Annotated in this window: 16 protein-coding genes; 7 read left to right on the top strand and 9 right to left on the bottom strand. The window is 60.3% G+C overall.

Translation table 11 applies throughout. The features are described from left to right. Positions 1-65: 65 nt before the first annotated feature. A complete protein-coding gene (locus L8H52_RS13425) occupies positions 66-1925 on the bottom strand; it encodes an ABC transporter ATP-binding protein (protein WP_242207450.1) in 1860 nt (619 codons plus the stop codon). A gap of 157 nt (positions 1926-2082) precedes the next feature. Between L8H52_RS13425 and L8H52_RS13430 the strand changes: the two genes are divergently transcribed. The 3 genes from L8H52_RS13430 to L8H52_RS13440 all read left to right on the top strand — a co-directional run bounded on the left by L8H52_RS13430 (position 2083) and on the right by L8H52_RS13440 (position 3525). After that, the gene (locus L8H52_RS13430) at positions 2083-2277 is read left to right on the top strand and encodes a hypothetical protein (RefSeq protein WP_242207451.1); all 195 of its coding nucleotides are present in this window, start codon (positions 2083-2085) and stop codon (positions 2275-2277) included. Between the two features lie 175 nt (positions 2278-2452). After that, positions 2453-3013, top strand: a complete 561-nt coding sequence (locus tag L8H52_RS13435) for a fasciclin domain-containing protein (protein ID WP_242207452.1) — start codon at positions 2453-2455, stop codon at positions 3011-3013. Between the two features lie 254 nt (positions 3014-3267). Beyond that, a complete protein-coding gene (locus L8H52_RS13440) occupies positions 3268-3525 on the top strand; it encodes a DUF2790 domain-containing protein (RefSeq protein ID WP_242207453.1) in 258 nt (85 codons plus the stop codon). Positions 3526-3569: 44 nt separating this feature from the next. On the opposite strand, the gene L8H52_RS13445 is transcribed toward L8H52_RS13440, so the two are convergent. The 5 genes from L8H52_RS13445 to L8H52_RS13465 form a co-directional block, all read right to left on the bottom strand. Continuing rightward, the gene (locus L8H52_RS13445; RefSeq protein WP_242207454.1) at positions 3570-4505 is read right to left on the bottom strand and encodes a LysR family transcriptional regulator; all 936 of its coding nucleotides are present in this window, start codon (positions 4503-4505) and stop codon (positions 3570-3572) included. A gap of 345 nt (positions 4506-4850) precedes the next feature. Continuing rightward, positions 4851-5804 carry an aldo/keto reductase gene (locus L8H52_RS13450; RefSeq protein WP_242207455.1) on the bottom strand — a complete coding sequence of 318 codons (954 nt, stop codon included), beginning with the start codon at positions 5802-5804 and terminating at the stop codon, positions 4851-4853. 22 nt (positions 5805-5826) lie between these two features. Beyond that, on the bottom strand, positions 5827-7293 hold the full coding sequence (locus L8H52_RS13455; RefSeq protein WP_242207456.1) for an efflux transporter outer membrane subunit: 1467 nt from the start codon (positions 7291-7293) through the stop codon (positions 5827-5829). A gap of 19 nt (positions 7294-7312) precedes the next feature. Beyond that, the gene (locus L8H52_RS13460) at positions 7313-8776 is read right to left on the bottom strand and encodes a DHA2 family efflux MFS transporter permease subunit (RefSeq protein WP_242207457.1); all 1464 of its coding nucleotides are present in this window, start codon (positions 8774-8776) and stop codon (positions 7313-7315) included. Positions 8777-8782: 6 nt separating this feature from the next. After that, positions 8783-9913 (bottom strand): HlyD family secretion protein, encoded by a 1131-nt coding sequence (locus tag L8H52_RS13465; RefSeq protein ID WP_242207458.1) that lies wholly within the window; start codon positions 9911-9913, stop codon positions 8783-8785. Between the two features lie 269 nt (positions 9914-10182). On the opposite strand from L8H52_RS13465, the gene L8H52_RS13470 reads away from it, so the two are divergent. Both L8H52_RS13470 and mug read left to right on the top strand, forming a co-directional pair. Further along, positions 10183-10806 (top strand): TetR/AcrR family transcriptional regulator, encoded by a 624-nt coding sequence (locus L8H52_RS13470; RefSeq protein WP_242207459.1) that lies wholly within the window; start codon positions 10183-10185, stop codon positions 10804-10806. Positions 10807-10814: 8 nt separating this feature from the next. Beyond that, positions 10815-11330 carry a G/U mismatch-specific DNA glycosylase gene (gene mug / locus L8H52_RS13475; protein ID WP_242207460.1) on the top strand — a complete coding sequence of 172 codons (516 nt, stop codon included), beginning with the start codon at positions 10815-10817 and terminating at the stop codon, positions 11328-11330. On the opposite strand, the gene L8H52_RS13480 is transcribed toward mug, so the two are convergent. Continuing rightward, on the bottom strand, positions 11318-12295 hold the full coding sequence (locus L8H52_RS13480; protein WP_242207461.1) for an alpha/beta hydrolase: 978 nt from the start codon (positions 12293-12295) through the stop codon (positions 11318-11320). The genes mug and L8H52_RS13480 overlap by 13 nt on opposite strands. Further along, positions 12295-12735, bottom strand: coding sequence for a TspO/MBR family protein (locus L8H52_RS13485; RefSeq protein WP_242207462.1), 441 nt, complete (start codon positions 12733-12735; stop codon positions 12295-12297). The genes L8H52_RS13480 and L8H52_RS13485 overlap by 1 nt, the downstream gene beginning before the upstream one ends. A 143-nt stretch (positions 12736-12878) precedes the next feature. Here L8H52_RS13485 and L8H52_RS13490 point away from each other — a divergent pair, with 143 nt between their 5' ends. Beyond that, positions 12879-13145: a hypothetical protein gene (locus tag L8H52_RS13490; RefSeq protein ID WP_242207463.1), complete on the top strand. Its 267-nt coding sequence runs from the start codon at positions 12879-12881 to the stop codon at positions 13143-13145. Between the two features lie 80 nt (positions 13146-13225). Then, positions 13226-13621, top strand: a complete 396-nt coding sequence (locus tag L8H52_RS13495; RefSeq protein ID WP_242207464.1) for a hypothetical protein — start codon at positions 13226-13228, stop codon at positions 13619-13621. Here the strand turns inward: L8H52_RS13495 and L8H52_RS13500 are convergent, their stop codons facing one another. Then, the gene (locus L8H52_RS13500; RefSeq protein ID WP_242207465.1) at positions 13622-15130 is read right to left on the bottom strand and encodes an EAL domain-containing protein; all 1509 of its coding nucleotides are present in this window, start codon (positions 15128-15130) and stop codon (positions 13622-13624) included. Positions 15131-15329: the final 199 nt, after the last annotated feature.

The raw sequence follows: 15329 nt of genomic DNA on the forward strand, positions 1-15329 counted from the left end.
CAGATGGGTCGCTAACTTTAGCGCTCCTGGCCGACAGCAGTCGCTCACCCTTCAGCCCCGCACCCTCAAGCCTGATCCATCGCAGCCGCCACGCCCTGTTCCTCCCCCAGAAACCCACCACTCTGATGCTGCCAGAGCCGCGCATAAATGCCGTTTCTGTTGAGCAACTCAGTGTGCGTCCCCTGTTCGATAATCCGCCCCTCATCCATGACAATCAGTCGATCCATCGCCGCAATCGTCGACAGCCGATGGGCGATGGCGATCACGGTTTTGCCCTGCATCATTTCATCGAGGCTTTCCTGAATCGCCACTTCAACTTCCGAGTCCAGCGCACTGGTGGCTTCGTCGAGCAGCAGGATTGGCGCGTTCTTCAGCATCACTCGGGCAATGGCGATGCGTTGGCGCTGGCCGCCGGAGAGCTTGATGCCGCGCTCGCCGACCAGAGTGTCATAGCCGCTGTGACCTTGCTTGTCGCTCAGTTGGCTGATGAAACCGTCGGCCTGCGCATTGGCGGCGGCGCGGCGGATGTCTTCGTCGGTGGCGTCCGGGCGGCCATAGGCGATATTGTCGCGTATCGAGCGGTGCAGCAGCGACGTGTCCTGGGTGACCATGCCGATCGCGCTGCGCAGGCTGTCTTGGGTCACATGCGCGATGTTTTGCCCGTCTATGCGGATCTCACCGCTGTCGACATCATAAAAACGCAGCAGCAGATTGATCAGCGTCGATTTGCCCGCGCCGGAGCGGCCGACCAGGCCGATTTTTTCACCGGGGCGGATGTGCAGGCTCAAGTTGTCGAGGACCTGGCGTTCGCCGTTGTAGTTGAAGTTCACCTTGTCAAAAGACACCGCGCCGCCAGCCGGCACCAGCACGCCTGCGTTCGGCGCATCTTGCACTTTGGGGCCACGGGTGAGGGTGGCCATGCCGTCCTGCACGGTGCCGATGTTTTCGAACAGCGAGGTCATCTGCCACATGATCCAGTGCGACATGCCGTTGATGCGCAACGCCATGGCGGTGATCGCCGCGACCGCGCCGGTGCCGACCTGACCCAGATGCCACAGCCACAGGGCATAGCCGCCGGCACCGATAATCAGCCCGACCACGAGCGCCTGATTGACGATCTCGAACTGACTGACCAGACGCATCTGGCGAAAACCGGTGAGTTTGAAATCCTCCATCGCCGCCCGTGCAAAGTGCGCTTCGCGTTTGGAGTGCGAGAACAGTTTCACCGTGGTGATGTTGGTGTAGGCGTCGGCAATACGCCCGGTCATCGACGATCGCGCATCAGCCTGTTCCTGGCCGACTTTCCCCAAACGCGGCACAAAATAAACCATGGCCAGCCCGAACAATGCGAGCCAGGCAATAAACGGCAGCATGAGTTTCAGGGCGAAGCCGCCAGCCAGGGCGATGATCGCGATGAAGTACACGCCGATGCCCGGTGCGATTTCGATCAGCGTGAACAACACTTCGCGCACGGCCAATGCGGTCTGCATGACCTTGGTCGTGACCCGTCCGGAGAACTCGTCGGAGAAAAAAGAGAGGCTTTGCCGCAGCATCAGCCGATGGAAATCCCAGCGCAGCCGCAGCGGCAGATTGATCGCCAGGATCTGGTGCTGAACCATGGTGCGCAGCGCCACCAGCCCGATGCTGATAAACAACACAATGCCGATGCCCCACAACACGCGGCTTTCTTGCGCGTTGACACCGCCGCCGGCCTGCCACGTCGAGAGCAGATCGACGACCTGACCAAGGAAGGAAAACAGCCAGGCTTCATAGATCGACACACCGGCACTGAGCAGCGCCAGCGCGAGGATATAACCGCGTGCGCCGCGCGTGCAGGCCCACAGGAACCGCATCAGGCCAACGGGCGGGGGTGGCGCTTCGTCGGGAGGAAATGGGTCGAGTCGTTGTTCAAACACGCGCAGCATTGTGGTCTCCGAAATCATCAGGGTCAGGGGATTCTGCCATTTAATCGCGGCGTTGAGGGTTTGCTCTATCAGCTACGCTATCTGATCAAGTGACTTGAGCAGAGCAAGATGCCGCGAACAACCTCGGTTACAGGCTGGGAGTCGATGAGCAAAGGAAATGTTTAATTTCTTTTTGACGTTTCTGTTCGTGCTCATCCCCACAGCGTCTCTTTCACTCGACAGTTACCTTCGCTACCGAGTGGCAAAAAACCAACCGGTGAGCCAGGCGTGGAAGGGCTGCAATCATGTGCTTTCTATCCTGCTGATCATGCAGTTGCTGGGCCTGGCCCTGTATTTCTTTTACATTGCGTGAGCGCTGGAGTGGAAAATTCCGATAAGCCCTGCACCTGTCGTTGTGCAAGAACTTCATGCCAAGGGCCGAGCGGGCGCTGGTATAAAAAATTTTCACCATGCTGCATCCATTTCAACCCCTGCTCCGTAAATTCAATACCCTCACTCGAAGGGTCGAAGAATTCAGGAGACGCATCATGCATACTTTTTTCAAACGCATCGTCCTCACCTGCCTGACAGTGCTGAGCCTTGGCGCTGGACTCGGTTTCGCTGCCGGTAACGTCATGGTCGGCGGCGCGGCCATGTATCCGACGAAAACCATTGTCGAAAACGCTGCCAACTCAAAAGACCACACGACACTCGTCGCAGCGGTCAAGGCTGCCGAACTGGTTGATACCCTTAACAGTAAAGGGCCGTTTACCGTCTTCGCCCCCACCAATGAGGCCTTCGCCAAATTGCCTGCCGGGACGGTCGATATGCTGGTCAAACCAGAACACAAAACAGACCTGACGAAGATTCTGACTTACCACGTCGTGCCCGGCACTCACACCGCGAAACAGTTGATGGATGAAGCCAAAATGCACGACGGCAAAGTGATGCTGAAAACCGTCCAGGGCGAATCACTGACCGTCATGCTAAGCAATGGCAAGCTGTGGTTGGTGGATGCCAAAGGAGGCAAAGCCGCCATTACTATTGCTGACGTCATGCAGTCCAACGGCGTGATTCATGTAATCGATACGGTGCTGATGCCGAATTGACTCTTGGCAAATTCGGCGGACTCTCTTCAGAGAGTCCGCCGTGGGGTCTGAAGTGGTTTACCGATTGCGGCGCGTCCACCGAGTTGCATCCGGGCTTTCCGGGCCGTTTTTTTCAGGTCCAGACATTCATCGCCGATTTGGCAACAGTGTTTGTCCACCCGGCCAATTTTTCCCTCTGCCGTCATTCCCTAGCATCGTCTCCAGGCCAGCAGCAATCACGCTGAAGCGGCCCACTCAACGAGACGGTGAACATCATGAACTCAATGAAAATCGCAATGGCGCTGTTGCTTGGCAGTCTGGGCGCACAGGCCTATGCGGATTCGGCGCCGACGCAAAACCTGCCGGTCGAAACCTATGGCTACTCGAGCAAACTCGACATCGAGCATGTGATCTCGATTACCGAGCCGGCCAATGAATGCGCGCCGGTGCCGGTACAGATGACTTACGAGGATTCCCATGGCGAGCGCCATGTTCTGCAATATCAGGTCATGGGCACTGGCTGCTCCAGTTGATTCAGTGCAGAGAAGGGAGGGTCGACACTCCTTGTCTGCTGCGCTCAGTGCTTTCTTGCTCCCGCAATATCTTCGTCCGATGCCAGTAATTCCGGGATCGACTGCTTGAGAAAATCCACCCAGGTTCTGGTCTTCGCATCAACGAACTTGCGCGACGGATAGATCGCGAACAGGTTCAACTCCTCCAGCCGGTACTCCGGCAGCACCCGCACTAACGTCCCCGCCCGCAGGCCATCCACGGCCGATGCTATCGGCTGAATGCCGATGCCCATGCCTTTCCTGATCGCGATGGTCATGCCGTCGGCGGTGTTGATGTGAAAGGGCGACACGGGAATGGTGATGGTCTCCATGCCTTGCGGCCCCTCAAACGCCCAGTGCTCCACTGGCATCACCGTGTTGACGATGCGCAGGCACTGATGTTCGGCCAGGGCGTCGGGCGAGTGGGGCATGCCGCGTTTTTCCAGATAAGCCGGCGACGCGCAGAGGATGCTGTAGGTGATACCCAGCCGTTGCGCGACGAAGCCGGAATCCGGCAGTTCGCGGGCCAGTACGATGGACATGTCGTAGCCTTCTTCGAGCAGGTCCGGTACACGGTTGGTCAGGGTCAGGTCGAACATCACCGTGGGGTGAATCTCGCGATAGCGCGCGATGGCGTCGATCACATAGTGGTTGCCGATGGCCGACATGGCGTGGATTTTCAAGCGACCCACGGGCAGGGTTTGTGCGGTGCCGGCCTCTTCGTCGGCCTCGCGGACGTCGTCGAGTATGCGTTCGCAGCGTTGCAGGTAGCGCAGGCCGGCTTCGGTCAGGGCGAGGCGGCGGGTGGTGCGGTTGATCAGGCGCGTGTGCAGGCGGGCTTCAAGGGCGGACACGGCTTTGGACACGTTGGTTGTTGTGGTGTCGAGCAGCTCGGCGGCCGCCGTAAAGCTGCCGCTTTGCGCGACGGCGACGAAGAAACGCATGCTCTGGAAAACGTCCATCGTTGTTCCGCCTTATGGTGGGTTGTGTGGTGTTGGTGAGTCGGTGTTCACTTCTAATGGCAGCCCCTCACCCTAACCCTCTCCCGGAGGGAGAGGGGACTGACCGAGTTGTCTCGCGCTGTCCGCCGACCTGAAAGGCCTTGGCGATTATGGATTCGGCGCATGAGCGTCCCTCACCCCCCGCCCTCTCCCGGAGGGAGAGGGGACTGACCGAGTTGTCTTGCGCTGTCCGCCGATCTGAAATATCAAGTCGAACTCAGGATTTGAATAGCACGCGATCAGGCTCCCTCTCCCTCCGGGAGAGGGCGGGGGGTGAGGGCTGCACTCTGCGTCACGCCACAAACTTCAAGACTTACGCCCGGGAATAAACCCCGGCACCCCGGTTTCCACCACCGAATTGAAGCGGATCCGCGTGCTGATGTCTTCCTTGATCTCACGCATCGCCCGTTGCGGCAATGTCGCAACATCAAAATTCTCCTGGATATGCGCTGGCGTCGCCGAGGTCGTCAGAAACGCCGTGCCACGCTGCACCGCCCACGCCAGCGCCACTTGCGCCGGAGTCTTTTGCACATGCCGGGCAATCCCGCTCAGCACCCCATCTTCCAGCACGTTCGGCGTCATCCCGTGACCCAGCGGCGCGAACGCCAGAAGAATGATGCCGTGCTGTTGGCAGAACTCGAGCATTTCCCATTCCGGCAGGTACGGGTGCGACTCGATTTGCACCACGGCCGGTTTGATCCGTGCGTGCGCGACGATTTCTTTCAGCGCTTCCAAAGTAATGTCCGACAAACCGATGGATTTGCAGCGACCCTCATCCACCAGACTTTCCAGCGCCCGCCAGGTGTCGAGCAACGTGATCTCGCCATCGTAGATGACGTGGCCGAATACATCGCGCGGATCCTGATCGTCACCCGGCTGAAAAGCGAACGGCGTGTGGATCAGGTAGCAATCGATGTAGTCGGCTTGCAAGCGTTGGCAACTCGCCTCAAAGGCCGGTTTGACCCGCTCGGGACGGTGGTTGGTGTTCCACAGTTTGGTGGTAATGAACACGTCTTCGCGGCGAATCTGCCCGGCTGCGAACACCTGCTGGAATGCCACGCCGATCTCCGCCTCATTGCGATAGCGCTCAGCGCAGTCGAAGTGGCGGAAACCCACCTCCAACGCGCATTTGACCGCTTCAGTGGTGGTGTTCAAATCACGGAACAAGGTGCCAAAGCCAACGGCCGGCATCGAGCCTGCACCATTGTTCAGCGGCCAGCGGGTGTCGCGAAGCGCATCGTGAAAGGCCTCGTAAGTCATGGTTTTTCTCCAGTGTCGGTGGTTACAGCGGTGTCTGTTCTTTGCCTGCACGGGCGGCGAGTTTTTGCTCGAAGACGCCGACAGAATTGCCGCCCAGCGCCACGAACAGCTGCACGGTGTCTAGATAGCGCGTGGTCTTCGCCTGAATCTGCCCAAGCAGGGCTTGCTCGTACGCGCGCTCGGCTTCGAGCACTTGCAGGACGCTGTTTTCGCCTTGGGCATAAGCTTGTTGGTTGAGACGCAAACTGCTGTCGGCGGCGCGCAACGCGTCCTCCTGCGCCAGATTTTGTTCGGCGCCGTGATGGATCGCCTGCAAGCTGTCCGCGACCTGGCCGAACGACTCAATCACCGTCTGCTGATAGCGTGCGAGCGAGGCGTTGTAGCCATCGACGGCAGCCTGACGCTCGGCTTTCAGCGTGCCGCCATTGAAGATCGGCGCGGTCAGCCCGGCGGCAAACCCCCACAGCGCAGCGCCGCCATTGCCGGACGCGGCTTGTGCCAGTGAGGCCGACAACTCGATGCGCGGATAGAGATTGGCTGTCGCCACCCCCACGGCCGCGCTGGCCATGTGCAGTTCGGCTTCGGCCTGCAAGATATCCGGGCGATTGCGGGCGGTTTCCGACGGCAGGCTGACCGGCAGCGTCGACGGCAAGACAAAGTCGCTGAGGGTGAAATCCGGCGCTATCCAGTCGGCCGGGCCTTTGCCGGCGAGGATCGACAATGCATGCCGCGCCGCATCACGCTGCTGGGCGAGGGGTGGCAGCAGGGTGCGATCCTGCGCAAGCCGCGTTTCGGCCAGCGACACATCGATGCGCGTGGTACTGCCGCTTTGCTGAGCACGCCGCACCAGATCAAGGTTTTTTGAGTCATTGGCCAGCAGCGTTTGCACTGCCTCGATCTGCGCATTGGCCGAGGCGATCAGCAGTGCTTGCCGGGCCACTTCGCCGGTCAATGTGAGGTAGGCCGCTTCGTAGCGATGTTTGTGCAAATCGGCCAATGCCTGCTGGCCTTCGACTTCACGCTTGATACCACCAAAGGCATCCAGATCGAATGCCACACGCGGGCCGATGGCGTAGACGTTGGCAACGCTCGGCTGCGGCCCATTGTGGGTGCGTTGCCGTCCTCCGGCCGCCGCGAAATCCACTTGCGGATACAGCGCGCCTTCCGCTGCTACAACCGAGGCAGCGGCCTGACGCAGGGTCGCATCGGCGGCGACCAGTTCGAGGTTGCCGTCGATGGCGCGGCGCATCAGTTGGTCGAGCTTCGGCGAGCGCAACGCGGTCCACCAATCGCCGTGAAGGCGTTTGCCCATAGCGAAGCGTTGAGCGCCGGAGGATTGCTCGGCTTGCTCATCGTAGTGCTCTGATGAGCCGGCGGCGGGGCGCTGAAAATCAGGGCCGACGGTGCAGGCCGAAAGCATCACCATCAGGGCCAATGCGCTGAAGGTTCCGGGGATTGCTGAACGAGTGAAGCGCGTAGACGTTTTCATTTTTCAGACTCCACAAAGATCAGTTGGCCGCAGCCGGTTTGCGTAGCAACAGCACCAGCGGGCTCACCACGAGCATCACCAGCATCAGAATCTTGAACTGGCCCATCACCGCGACGAACGCGGCCTGATGGGTCACCAGGTGGTTCAAATGTTCCAGCGCCGGTAGCGACGTCGGCAGCGTCAGCCGATAGGGCGTCAACTGGCTGACCAGCGCCATGTGCATCGCCTGGGTGTTGTTGAAGAAAAAAATCTGCACCACCGCCACACCGAGGGTGCTGCCGTAGACGCGCATCAGGTTGAACAGTCCGGCGGCTTCCGGGCGCAATGCCGGATTGAGCGTGCTGAACGCGACCTTGCTCAGCGCTGGCATCAACACGCCGAGGCCGACACCTTGAACGAATCCGCTCCACGCCACGGGTGTCCAGTCCATCAACGGTGAGTAGCCGAGCATCAGCCAATTGGCGTAGACCACTAGCGCGATACCGGTGGCGATAAACACCCGCGTGTCGATCCAGCCCGGCGCACGCCCCATCAGCAGGAACGCGCCGACCAGGCCGATGCCGCGCGGGATGGTCAGGAAGCCAGTGGTGTCCGGCGGGTAGCCCAAGATTTCGTCGAGCATCGGCGAGGTCAGCGCCATGGTCGACAGCAGCACGAAACCGAGGGCGAAAAACATCACCGTCGACAGCACGAAATTGCGGTCGCTGAGCAACGCCTTGCTGACGAAGTGCACTGTGGCAGTCCACCGATGCACGACGAACAGGTACAACCCAAGCACGCAGACCAGCGCTTCGATGCAGATTTCCAGCGAGTCGAACCAGTCCAGGCGCTCGCCACGATCGAGGAGCATTTGCAGGCTGATCATGCCGACCGTGAACGTGCCGAAGCCGAAGAAATCATAGGGCGGACGCTGCTCGGCTTTCTTCTCGGCCAGCAGCAACGCAACCACCATGAGGATGTACGCGATCAGTGGCAGGCTGAGGTAAAACATCGGCCGCCAGTCGAGGTACTCGCAGATCAGGCCGCCGATGCTCGGGCCGCTGACGATGCCGAACAGCACCAGCGCGGTCCATTTTGCGCCAAACGCTGGACGCTTTTCTGCCGGCAGCGTTTCCAGTGCAATTGCCATCGACAGCGGCGCCAATACGCCACTGGCCAAGCCTTGCAGAATGCGCGCGGCGATAAACTCCAGCGGCGTGCTCGCCAACGTCCCAAGCCACAAACCGAGGGCAAACAACAGCAACGCTATCTGATAAACCCGCTTCAAGCCGAAGGACGCGGCGAGCCACTGAGCGATCGGCAAAGTGATCGCGCTGGCGGCCAGATACGCCGTGAAAATCCACCCGGCCTGATCGTCAGTCATCGACAGGCTGCCCTGTATCAAGCGCAGAGCGGCATTGGGCAATGGCAGGTTCATCGATTGCAGATAAGTCGTCAGTAAGGCGACAAAGCGCAATGCGCGCAGATCAGCCGTGTTGTTCATCACCCATTACCCCGCGCTGAGCAACGATTTCAGTGGGTACCACCACGGCGTGCGGTGGCCGGTGTCGACTTCGACTGTGGCGCTGGTGCCCGAGAACAGCGGCATGGCCGGGTCGGCATTGTCGAGTTCGAGGCGCACCGGCACCCGCTGCACCACCTTCACCCAGTTGCCGGTCGCGTTCTCCGGCGGCAGCAAGGCGAAGTCCGCGCCGGCGCCGGGGCTCATGCTGATCACGTGGGCCTTGAAGGGGCGGTCAGGGTAGGTGTCGAGGGTGATCGTCGCGGTCTGGCCGGGGCGCATATGCGTGACTTGGGTTTCGCGAAAGTTGGCTTCGACCCAGGTCTCGTGGTCGGAAATCAACGCGAACGCCGCGCTGCCGTTGCTGACGTAATTGCCCACTTGTAAGTCGTCGACCTTGGCCACGATGCCGTCGGCCGGTGCGGTCACTGTGGCGTAGGACAGATAGAGCTGCGCTTCGTCGAGCTGCGCCTTGGCTTCGCGCACGGTTGGATGTCGGTCGATGGCGATGTCGGGATCACCACTGAGGGCGACCACGGTGCTGGCGATCTGTTGCTCGATCGAGGCGATGCGTTGGCGTGAGACTTTCAGGTCAGTGTCGGCGCGCTCATAGGCTGCCCGCGAGACGAATTCGCTGGCGATCAGCGCTTTCTTGCGAGCGAACTCTTTCTGATCGTAGTCCGCCGACGCCCGCGCCGATTGCAGCTCGGCCTGCTGCTGGCGATAGCTGGCCTTGAGGCCGTCGATGCGCAGGCGAGCGTTGCCCAACTGAGCTTCGGCGCGGTCGACCGCGATCTGTAACGGTTGCGGGTCGAGGCGAAACAACACCTGACCTTTGCGCACGGGCTGGTTATCGTCCACCGCGATCTCGACCACTTGCCCGGACACCCGCGCATTGATCGATGCCTTGGCCACGCGGGCATAGGCGTTGTCGGTGGAAACGAAAGGCTCGTTCGTCCGGTATTGGCTATAGCCGATGACGGCGAACAGCGCGGGCAGGCCGGCCATCAACAGTGGCCGCACTCTCTGTTTGAGCGGTTTTTTCGGCGGTGTGTCCGTCAGATCCCGGATCGGCTGGGCGCTGGCGTGTGCTGCGGTGAGATCAATTGGCTGGGTCATGATCGGCTCTGTCCAGGGTGCTGAAGCCAAAACGGGGCATCGGGCCGACGTGGGCAAAGCCTGTGGCCGCGACGTGATTAATTGCTGCGAGACATCAAATCCGTGCGCGGTGGGGGAGGATCGCTCCGTACCGCTGTTTCGTCGTTGCCACACCCACTTCGAGCTGCGCCACAACAAAGCCGTTGACCAAGGAATTTCTGGTTCCTTAATTTTGTGCGATGGTGTAAGAATATGAGCGACTTCTTATCCTTGCAAGGAATTTGTACGACATGGCACAAAATAAATCGACGGAAGGAAAAGGCCGCGGCCGTCCTCGCGCCTATGACCCGCAAACTGCGCTGCAACAGGCACTCGGCGTGTTCTGGAATACCGGCTATTCGGGGGCTTCGCTGGACAGCATCGCCACCGCAGCGGGCATGAACCGGCCGAGCCTATACGCCGCGTTTGGCGATAAACACGCGCTGTACATCAAGGCGCTCGATCAATATTGGGACACCGCGCACGCCGCCATGCAGGCCGCGCTGAGCGACAGCGAGCTGACTCTGGCGCAGGCGCTGACTGGCTTTTATGAGGGACAACTGGCGATTTATTTCTCCGGCGATGGCCAGCCACGCGGCTGTTTTGCCATTGGTACGGCGACCACCGAAGCCGTCGAAGACCCGGAAATTCGCCAAGTGCTGTCGGCCAGGCTCAGTCAGCTGGACGCTGATCTGCAAGCGCGTCTGCAAAAGGCAATCGAAGCGGGCGAGCTGAAACCTGATAGCGATCTCGCCGCGCTGGCGGTGATCGCGTCTTCATTGCTGCACAGCATTTCGATCCGCGCCCGTGCAGGTAAATCCCGTGAAGAATTGAGCGCAATTGTGCGCAACGCCGTCAGCGTGATCTGCGGCTGAGCGCGCTCATGAACGGCCTCGACGACATTCTCGCGCAAGACCTGTCAGTGGTCTTTTGCGGGATCAATCCCGGTTTGCTCGCGGCGGGGCAGGGACATCATTTCGCCGGGCGCAGCAATCGCTTCTGGCGTACGTTGCATCTGGCCGGATTCACTGCCGAAGAAATACGCCCGGAAGACGACCGCTCGATTCTGCAGTATCAGTGCGGATTGACCGCCGTGGTCGCACGGCCCACCGCGCGGGCGGATCAAGTGTCGGCGCAGGAGTTTGTCGCCGCTGCGGCTGATTTCGAACAGAAGATTGCCCGCTACAAACCACGGCATGTGGCGTTTCTCGGCAAAGCGGCTTACGCGGGGCTCTCCGGGAAAAAAGCCATTGCCTGGGGGCTTCAGCCGGAAACTTTCGGCGGTGCGGCGGTCTGGGTGCTGCCCAATCCCAGCGGGCGCAATCTGGCATTTTCTCTAGAACAACTGGTCATGGCCTATCGGCAGTTGTACCAAGCCACGGCGCTTCAAAGTGCTTGAATGTCGGCCTCGATGCGCGCCGAAATCCATTGTCGACTGTAGGCCAGAACGCCCTGAGCGATGGCCGTGGGGAAGTGGATGAAACCGTGAGGCGAGAAGGGCAGCAAGTACATCTCGACCCGCGCCGATTGCGCCCAGCGCCTGGCGATGTCGAGGGTGTCGTCGCGCAGCGGATCGAGCTCACCGGCAAACAGCAGCGCAGGCGGGAAACCGCTGAAGTCGCCGTACAGCGGTGATAACGGTGGCTGGCGGCGCTGTTCGTCAGTCAGTTCCGGGGTCAGCAAGCGCAGTGCCTCGACCATGCCCGGGCCGTCCAGCACCAGCGTATCCGCCGGCGCACTGCGTACGCTTGGGGTTCCGGTCAGGTCGTAGACGCCGTAATACAGCAGCGCGCCGCTGATGCGTTGCAGCAACTCCGGCCATTGCTTGAGCGCCAGCAAGGTCGCCGCCGCCAGATGACCACCCGCCGATTCACCGACCACCACGACGGGCAGACCGGCAAATTCAGCATCACTCAAGACCCCGCGAGTCGCGTTGAGGCAGTCCTCCAGCAGACCTTCAAGCGGCGTCGAAACCGCTAATCGATAATCGACCGAGACCACCGTCACCTGGCAGGTGTTGACGATGGCGATGTTGAAATTGTCGTCCATCTGCGCATTGCCGATCACCCAGCCACCACCGTGGAAGTCCAGCACCACGCCTTTCGCCGGGCCTTTGGGACGGATGATCCGCACCGGCACGTTACCGAGCATCTTCTGCTCAGCCGTCAGACCATGCTCGCGCAACTTCCTCGCACCGCCGACCTGACTGACGCGCAATAGCGCCTGAATCAAACGCGGCGTCAGGCGATTGCGGATCTTGAAACGCGGCAGCCAAGCGAGTTTGCGGTTGAAGGCACGCACCTGCGCCAACTCGCGCTCGCCTTGCGCCCACGGTGTTTTGGTACCGCAATTGGCATTGGTCATCAGCGGTTCTTGATCAGGATGGAGAAATTCAACGCGGCGGCCACACACAGCCACGCCAGATACGGAAACAGGATCAAGCCAGTGATCAGGTCCAGTTGTATCGCCAGCACCACCATCGCCGCAACCACCAGCCACAGCACCGTGAGAATCACCATCGCCGCCAACACCTGATGCGCGCCGAAGAACACCGGCGTCCACAGTGTGTTCAAGGCAATCTGCGCCGCCCACAGCGCCAGCACAGTCTGGCTGCCGGGGATCAGGCTCAAACGGTAACCGGCCCAGGCCAGCAGCAGGTAGATAAGCGTCCAGGCCACGGGGAACGCCCAGTTGGGCGGGGTGAAACCGGGTTTGTTCAGCGTTTCGTACCACGGCCCCGGTTTGAACATCACGCCGGTGGTTGCCGCTGCTGCGCAGGCCAGAAGAAAAATGAAGAAGGTCATCGCCGATCCTTGGCTGAAATCAGCCGCTAAGGGGTTTAAGAAAAGGACGCCCCGGCGCGCGAAAAGTTTGCTGTGAAATCCAGATTGACCGGAGAGGCGATTCAATTTGAACTAAAAACTGACCACTGCGTCAGGATAATCAGTTGCCTTTTCCTACTGACGCGGATGACATCATGTACACCTATCACATCGATTACCGATTCTACGGCGAGCCTCGTACCTTTCTGCTTGAACTTAAAGAACAGCAGTTGGCCGAGCACGAGGCCGCGATGCATCTGCTGGAGTTGCACCTGGGCGACGCGGAAAACGGCCTGATCATGCCCACTGCGGATTCGACGGCCGAGGAGATTCTCGAGCAGGCCAAGCGGGTAGGGATTACAGACATCAAGGTTGTCAGCAAAACCAATTGAAGTGTGCAGCAGACGTTGGCATTGGCGGCGATCCATTGCATGCTGCGCGCACACTTCACTGTACGCCCGGAGGGCACGCCTTGACCTTGAGCCGCGCTGATCTTGCTTACGTTCTGCAAGTCCTGGAGCAAGACACGATTCACGACTTGAGTCTTATTTGTCAGGCTGTGCAGATGAATCCTCGCGACCTGTTGAATCAAGTCGCGATTGCCATGGCCGATCAGTTCCTTAGCGGTGCTCGCGACTTTCACGCATGCGACGTGGTGATGAATCTGTTGTTCGGCGATATCGTTAACGTCGGCATGGATGCCGAAATGCCCGAGCCGGCTTTCTCCATCTACCTCGCGTTTGATTCCGGAGAGCATAGGCACACCGGTGATGACGAGGAGGTCGTACCGTGGGAAAAATGGACGCGACCTGAGCTCGTGCAGATTCTTGATCGGCTGACGGGTGGCTTGTCCGGGGCTCGTCGATAGTTACACGCTCTCTAACGCTGGGTGGTCGACAAGCAGGTTCGCCCGCTCTTTATAGAACCGCAAAAACTCCTCCGCCGGCATCGCTTTGCCGAACAGCCAGCCCTGACCAAAATGCACGCCGTGATTACGCAAGTATTCGCGCTGCGCTTCAGTTTCGATGCCTTCAGCAACGATCTGCAGACGCAGACTCTTGGCCATTTCGATGATGTGGCCGGTCACTGATCCGGTGGCTGCGTCTTGCTCGATGTTGTCGACGAACGACTTGTCGATCTTCAGCACATCCAGCGGCAGTTGCTGCAAATGTTGAAGACTGGAAAAACCGGTGCCGAAATCGTCGATGGCCGCCAGATAGCCCAGTTCGCGGGCGCGATTGACTGTCGTGCGTGCGGTGTCGATCTCGACGAAACCGCGCTCGGTGGCTTCCAGCCAGATCTGTTGTTGCTGCACATCGGCGCGGCGTAATGCGGCTTCCAGCTTCGGCAGAAAGCGGCCGCTGCTGACGTCCTTCGCCGCCAGGTTGATTGCTACGTGCAGGCTGCGTTCCTTGACCAGCAACGGGCCGAGGTCGCGCATCACATTGTCGATGACCTGATCGGTGATCGGCAGAATCAAACCGCTGTGCTCGGCCAGTGGGATAAATGCATCGGGGCACACCCGCGAGCCATCCGGATGCTGCCAGCGCACCAGTGCCTCCGCACCGACGCAGGCACCGTCGCTGAGGCGGATGATCGGTTGATAGTGAACAACGAACTCGCGATTGCGCACCGCCAGTTGCAGTTCCGCCAGCGGCGACAGACGTTGCCGGGTGCGGCGCACGATCAGCAACACCAGCACCCCCGCGAGCAAGCCACCGATGGGCAACAGCAGTAATTCCCGGCGGATCAAGCCTTGCATCAGCTCATGGCGCGACAGCGCGGCGATGGCGACCCAGTCGCCGCTGTGCACGAGGGTGTAGAGATAGCCGTCGGCAAGGCCCGAATGCGGGCCGGAATGCACGCGAGCCAGGAAGTGTTCCGCGCCCGGGCGTGAGGCGCTGATCAATTGCCCGGACGCGGTGCCGACCGCCAGGTGCAAATCCTCATCAAGCATCACATGCAGAAACTGCTCGGGATCGACCAGCACGTTGAACGCCGCGTACTGCAGCGCCATCATCGGTTTCGCCGCAACGATGCGCGACTGCACGCCGAGTGAAACGCGCACGCCGTCCGAGGTGGTGAAATCCTCGCGCCATGGCGTTGCGTGCTGCCCGACCGGCCCCCAGGAACCGCAGGCGTAAATCTCTTCTTCGACGTAGCCGATCGACTTCACCGAGAGGGTGTTGATGGTCAGCAGACGCATCTCGTCGATGCTTTCCGGCGTGCACGGCGCGAGCCGCGACCCAGCGATGGATTTCAGTGCACCGGCCGCTTCACTGAAAGTCCCGTGGGCGCGACTGGAGGCGACGGAAGCGAGGGTTTCCAGGCGCTGCTGCGCCGCCGCCAGATTCAACATCCAGGCGACATAACCCATCAAAAGGAGCGGAAGCAAGACACACGGAAGGCCCAGGAGAACGCTCCCCCAGACAATGCGTTTTTTGTTCATGGCGCCACCTTGGCCACAAGGCCTGTGACGTGCGCACAGCACGGCTGTTTTCAGCCACTGCAGAATAACGCCGCTGTGTGGGGCAAATATTGCTGTAGATCAACCCGGCTGACAGTCACACAAACAT

Origin of the sequence: Pseudomonas sp. CROZ-RG-20F-R04-15 (genome assembly GCF_022662375.1) — a bacterium.
In the GTDB taxonomy this organism is placed as follows: Bacteria; Pseudomonadota; Gammaproteobacteria; order Pseudomonadales; family Pseudomonadaceae; genus Aquipseudomonas.

Excerpts from the sequence above, each read along its gene's own strand:
- L8H52_RS13430 (WP_242207451.1), top strand. The coding sequence starts at position 2,083 with ATGTTTAATTTCTTTTTGACGTTTCTGTTCGTGCTCATCCCCACAGCG.
- L8H52_RS13425 (WP_242207450.1), bottom strand. The coding sequence starts at position 1,925 with ATGCTGCGCGTGTTTGAACAACGACTCGACCCATTTCCTCCCGACGAA.
- L8H52_RS13445 (WP_242207454.1), bottom strand. The coding sequence starts at position 4,505 with ATGGACGTTTTCCAGAGCATGCGTTTCTTCGTCGCCGTCGCGCAAAGC.
- L8H52_RS13470 (WP_242207459.1), top strand. The coding sequence starts at position 10,183 with ATGGCACAAAATAAATCGACGGAAGGAAAAGGCCGCGGCCGTCCTCGC.
- L8H52_RS13460 (WP_242207457.1), bottom strand. The coding sequence starts at position 8,776 with ATGAACAACACGGCTGATCTGCGCGCATTGCGCTTTGTCGCCTTACTG.
- L8H52_RS13465 (WP_242207458.1), bottom strand. The coding sequence starts at position 9,913 with ATGACCCAGCCAATTGATCTCACCGCAGCACACGCCAGCGCCCAGCCG.
- L8H52_RS13480 (WP_242207461.1), bottom strand. The coding sequence starts at position 12,295 with ATGACCAATGCCAATTGCGGTACCAAAACACCGTGGGCGCAAGGCGAG.
- L8H52_RS13450 (WP_242207455.1), bottom strand. The coding sequence starts at position 5,804 with ATGACTTACGAGGCCTTTCACGATGCGCTTCGCGACACCCGCTGGCCG.
- L8H52_RS13500 (WP_242207465.1), bottom strand. The coding sequence starts at position 15,130 with ATGGGTTATGTCGCCTGGATGTTGAATCTGGCGGCGGCGCAGCAGCGC.
- L8H52_RS13435 (WP_242207452.1), top strand. The coding sequence starts at position 2,453 with ATGCATACTTTTTTCAAACGCATCGTCCTCACCTGCCTGACAGTGCTG.
- L8H52_RS13485 (WP_242207462.1), bottom strand. The coding sequence starts at position 12,735 with ATGACCTTCTTCATTTTTCTTCTGGCCTGCGCAGCAGCGGCAACCACC.
- L8H52_RS13455 (WP_242207456.1), bottom strand. The coding sequence starts at position 7,293 with ATGAAAACGTCTACGCGCTTCACTCGTTCAGCAATCCCCGGAACCTTC.
- L8H52_RS13440 (WP_242207453.1), top strand. The coding sequence starts at position 3,268 with ATGAACTCAATGAAAATCGCAATGGCGCTGTTGCTTGGCAGTCTGGGC.
- mug (WP_242207460.1), top strand. The coding sequence starts at position 10,815 with ATGAACGGCCTCGACGACATTCTCGCGCAAGACCTGTCAGTGGTCTTT.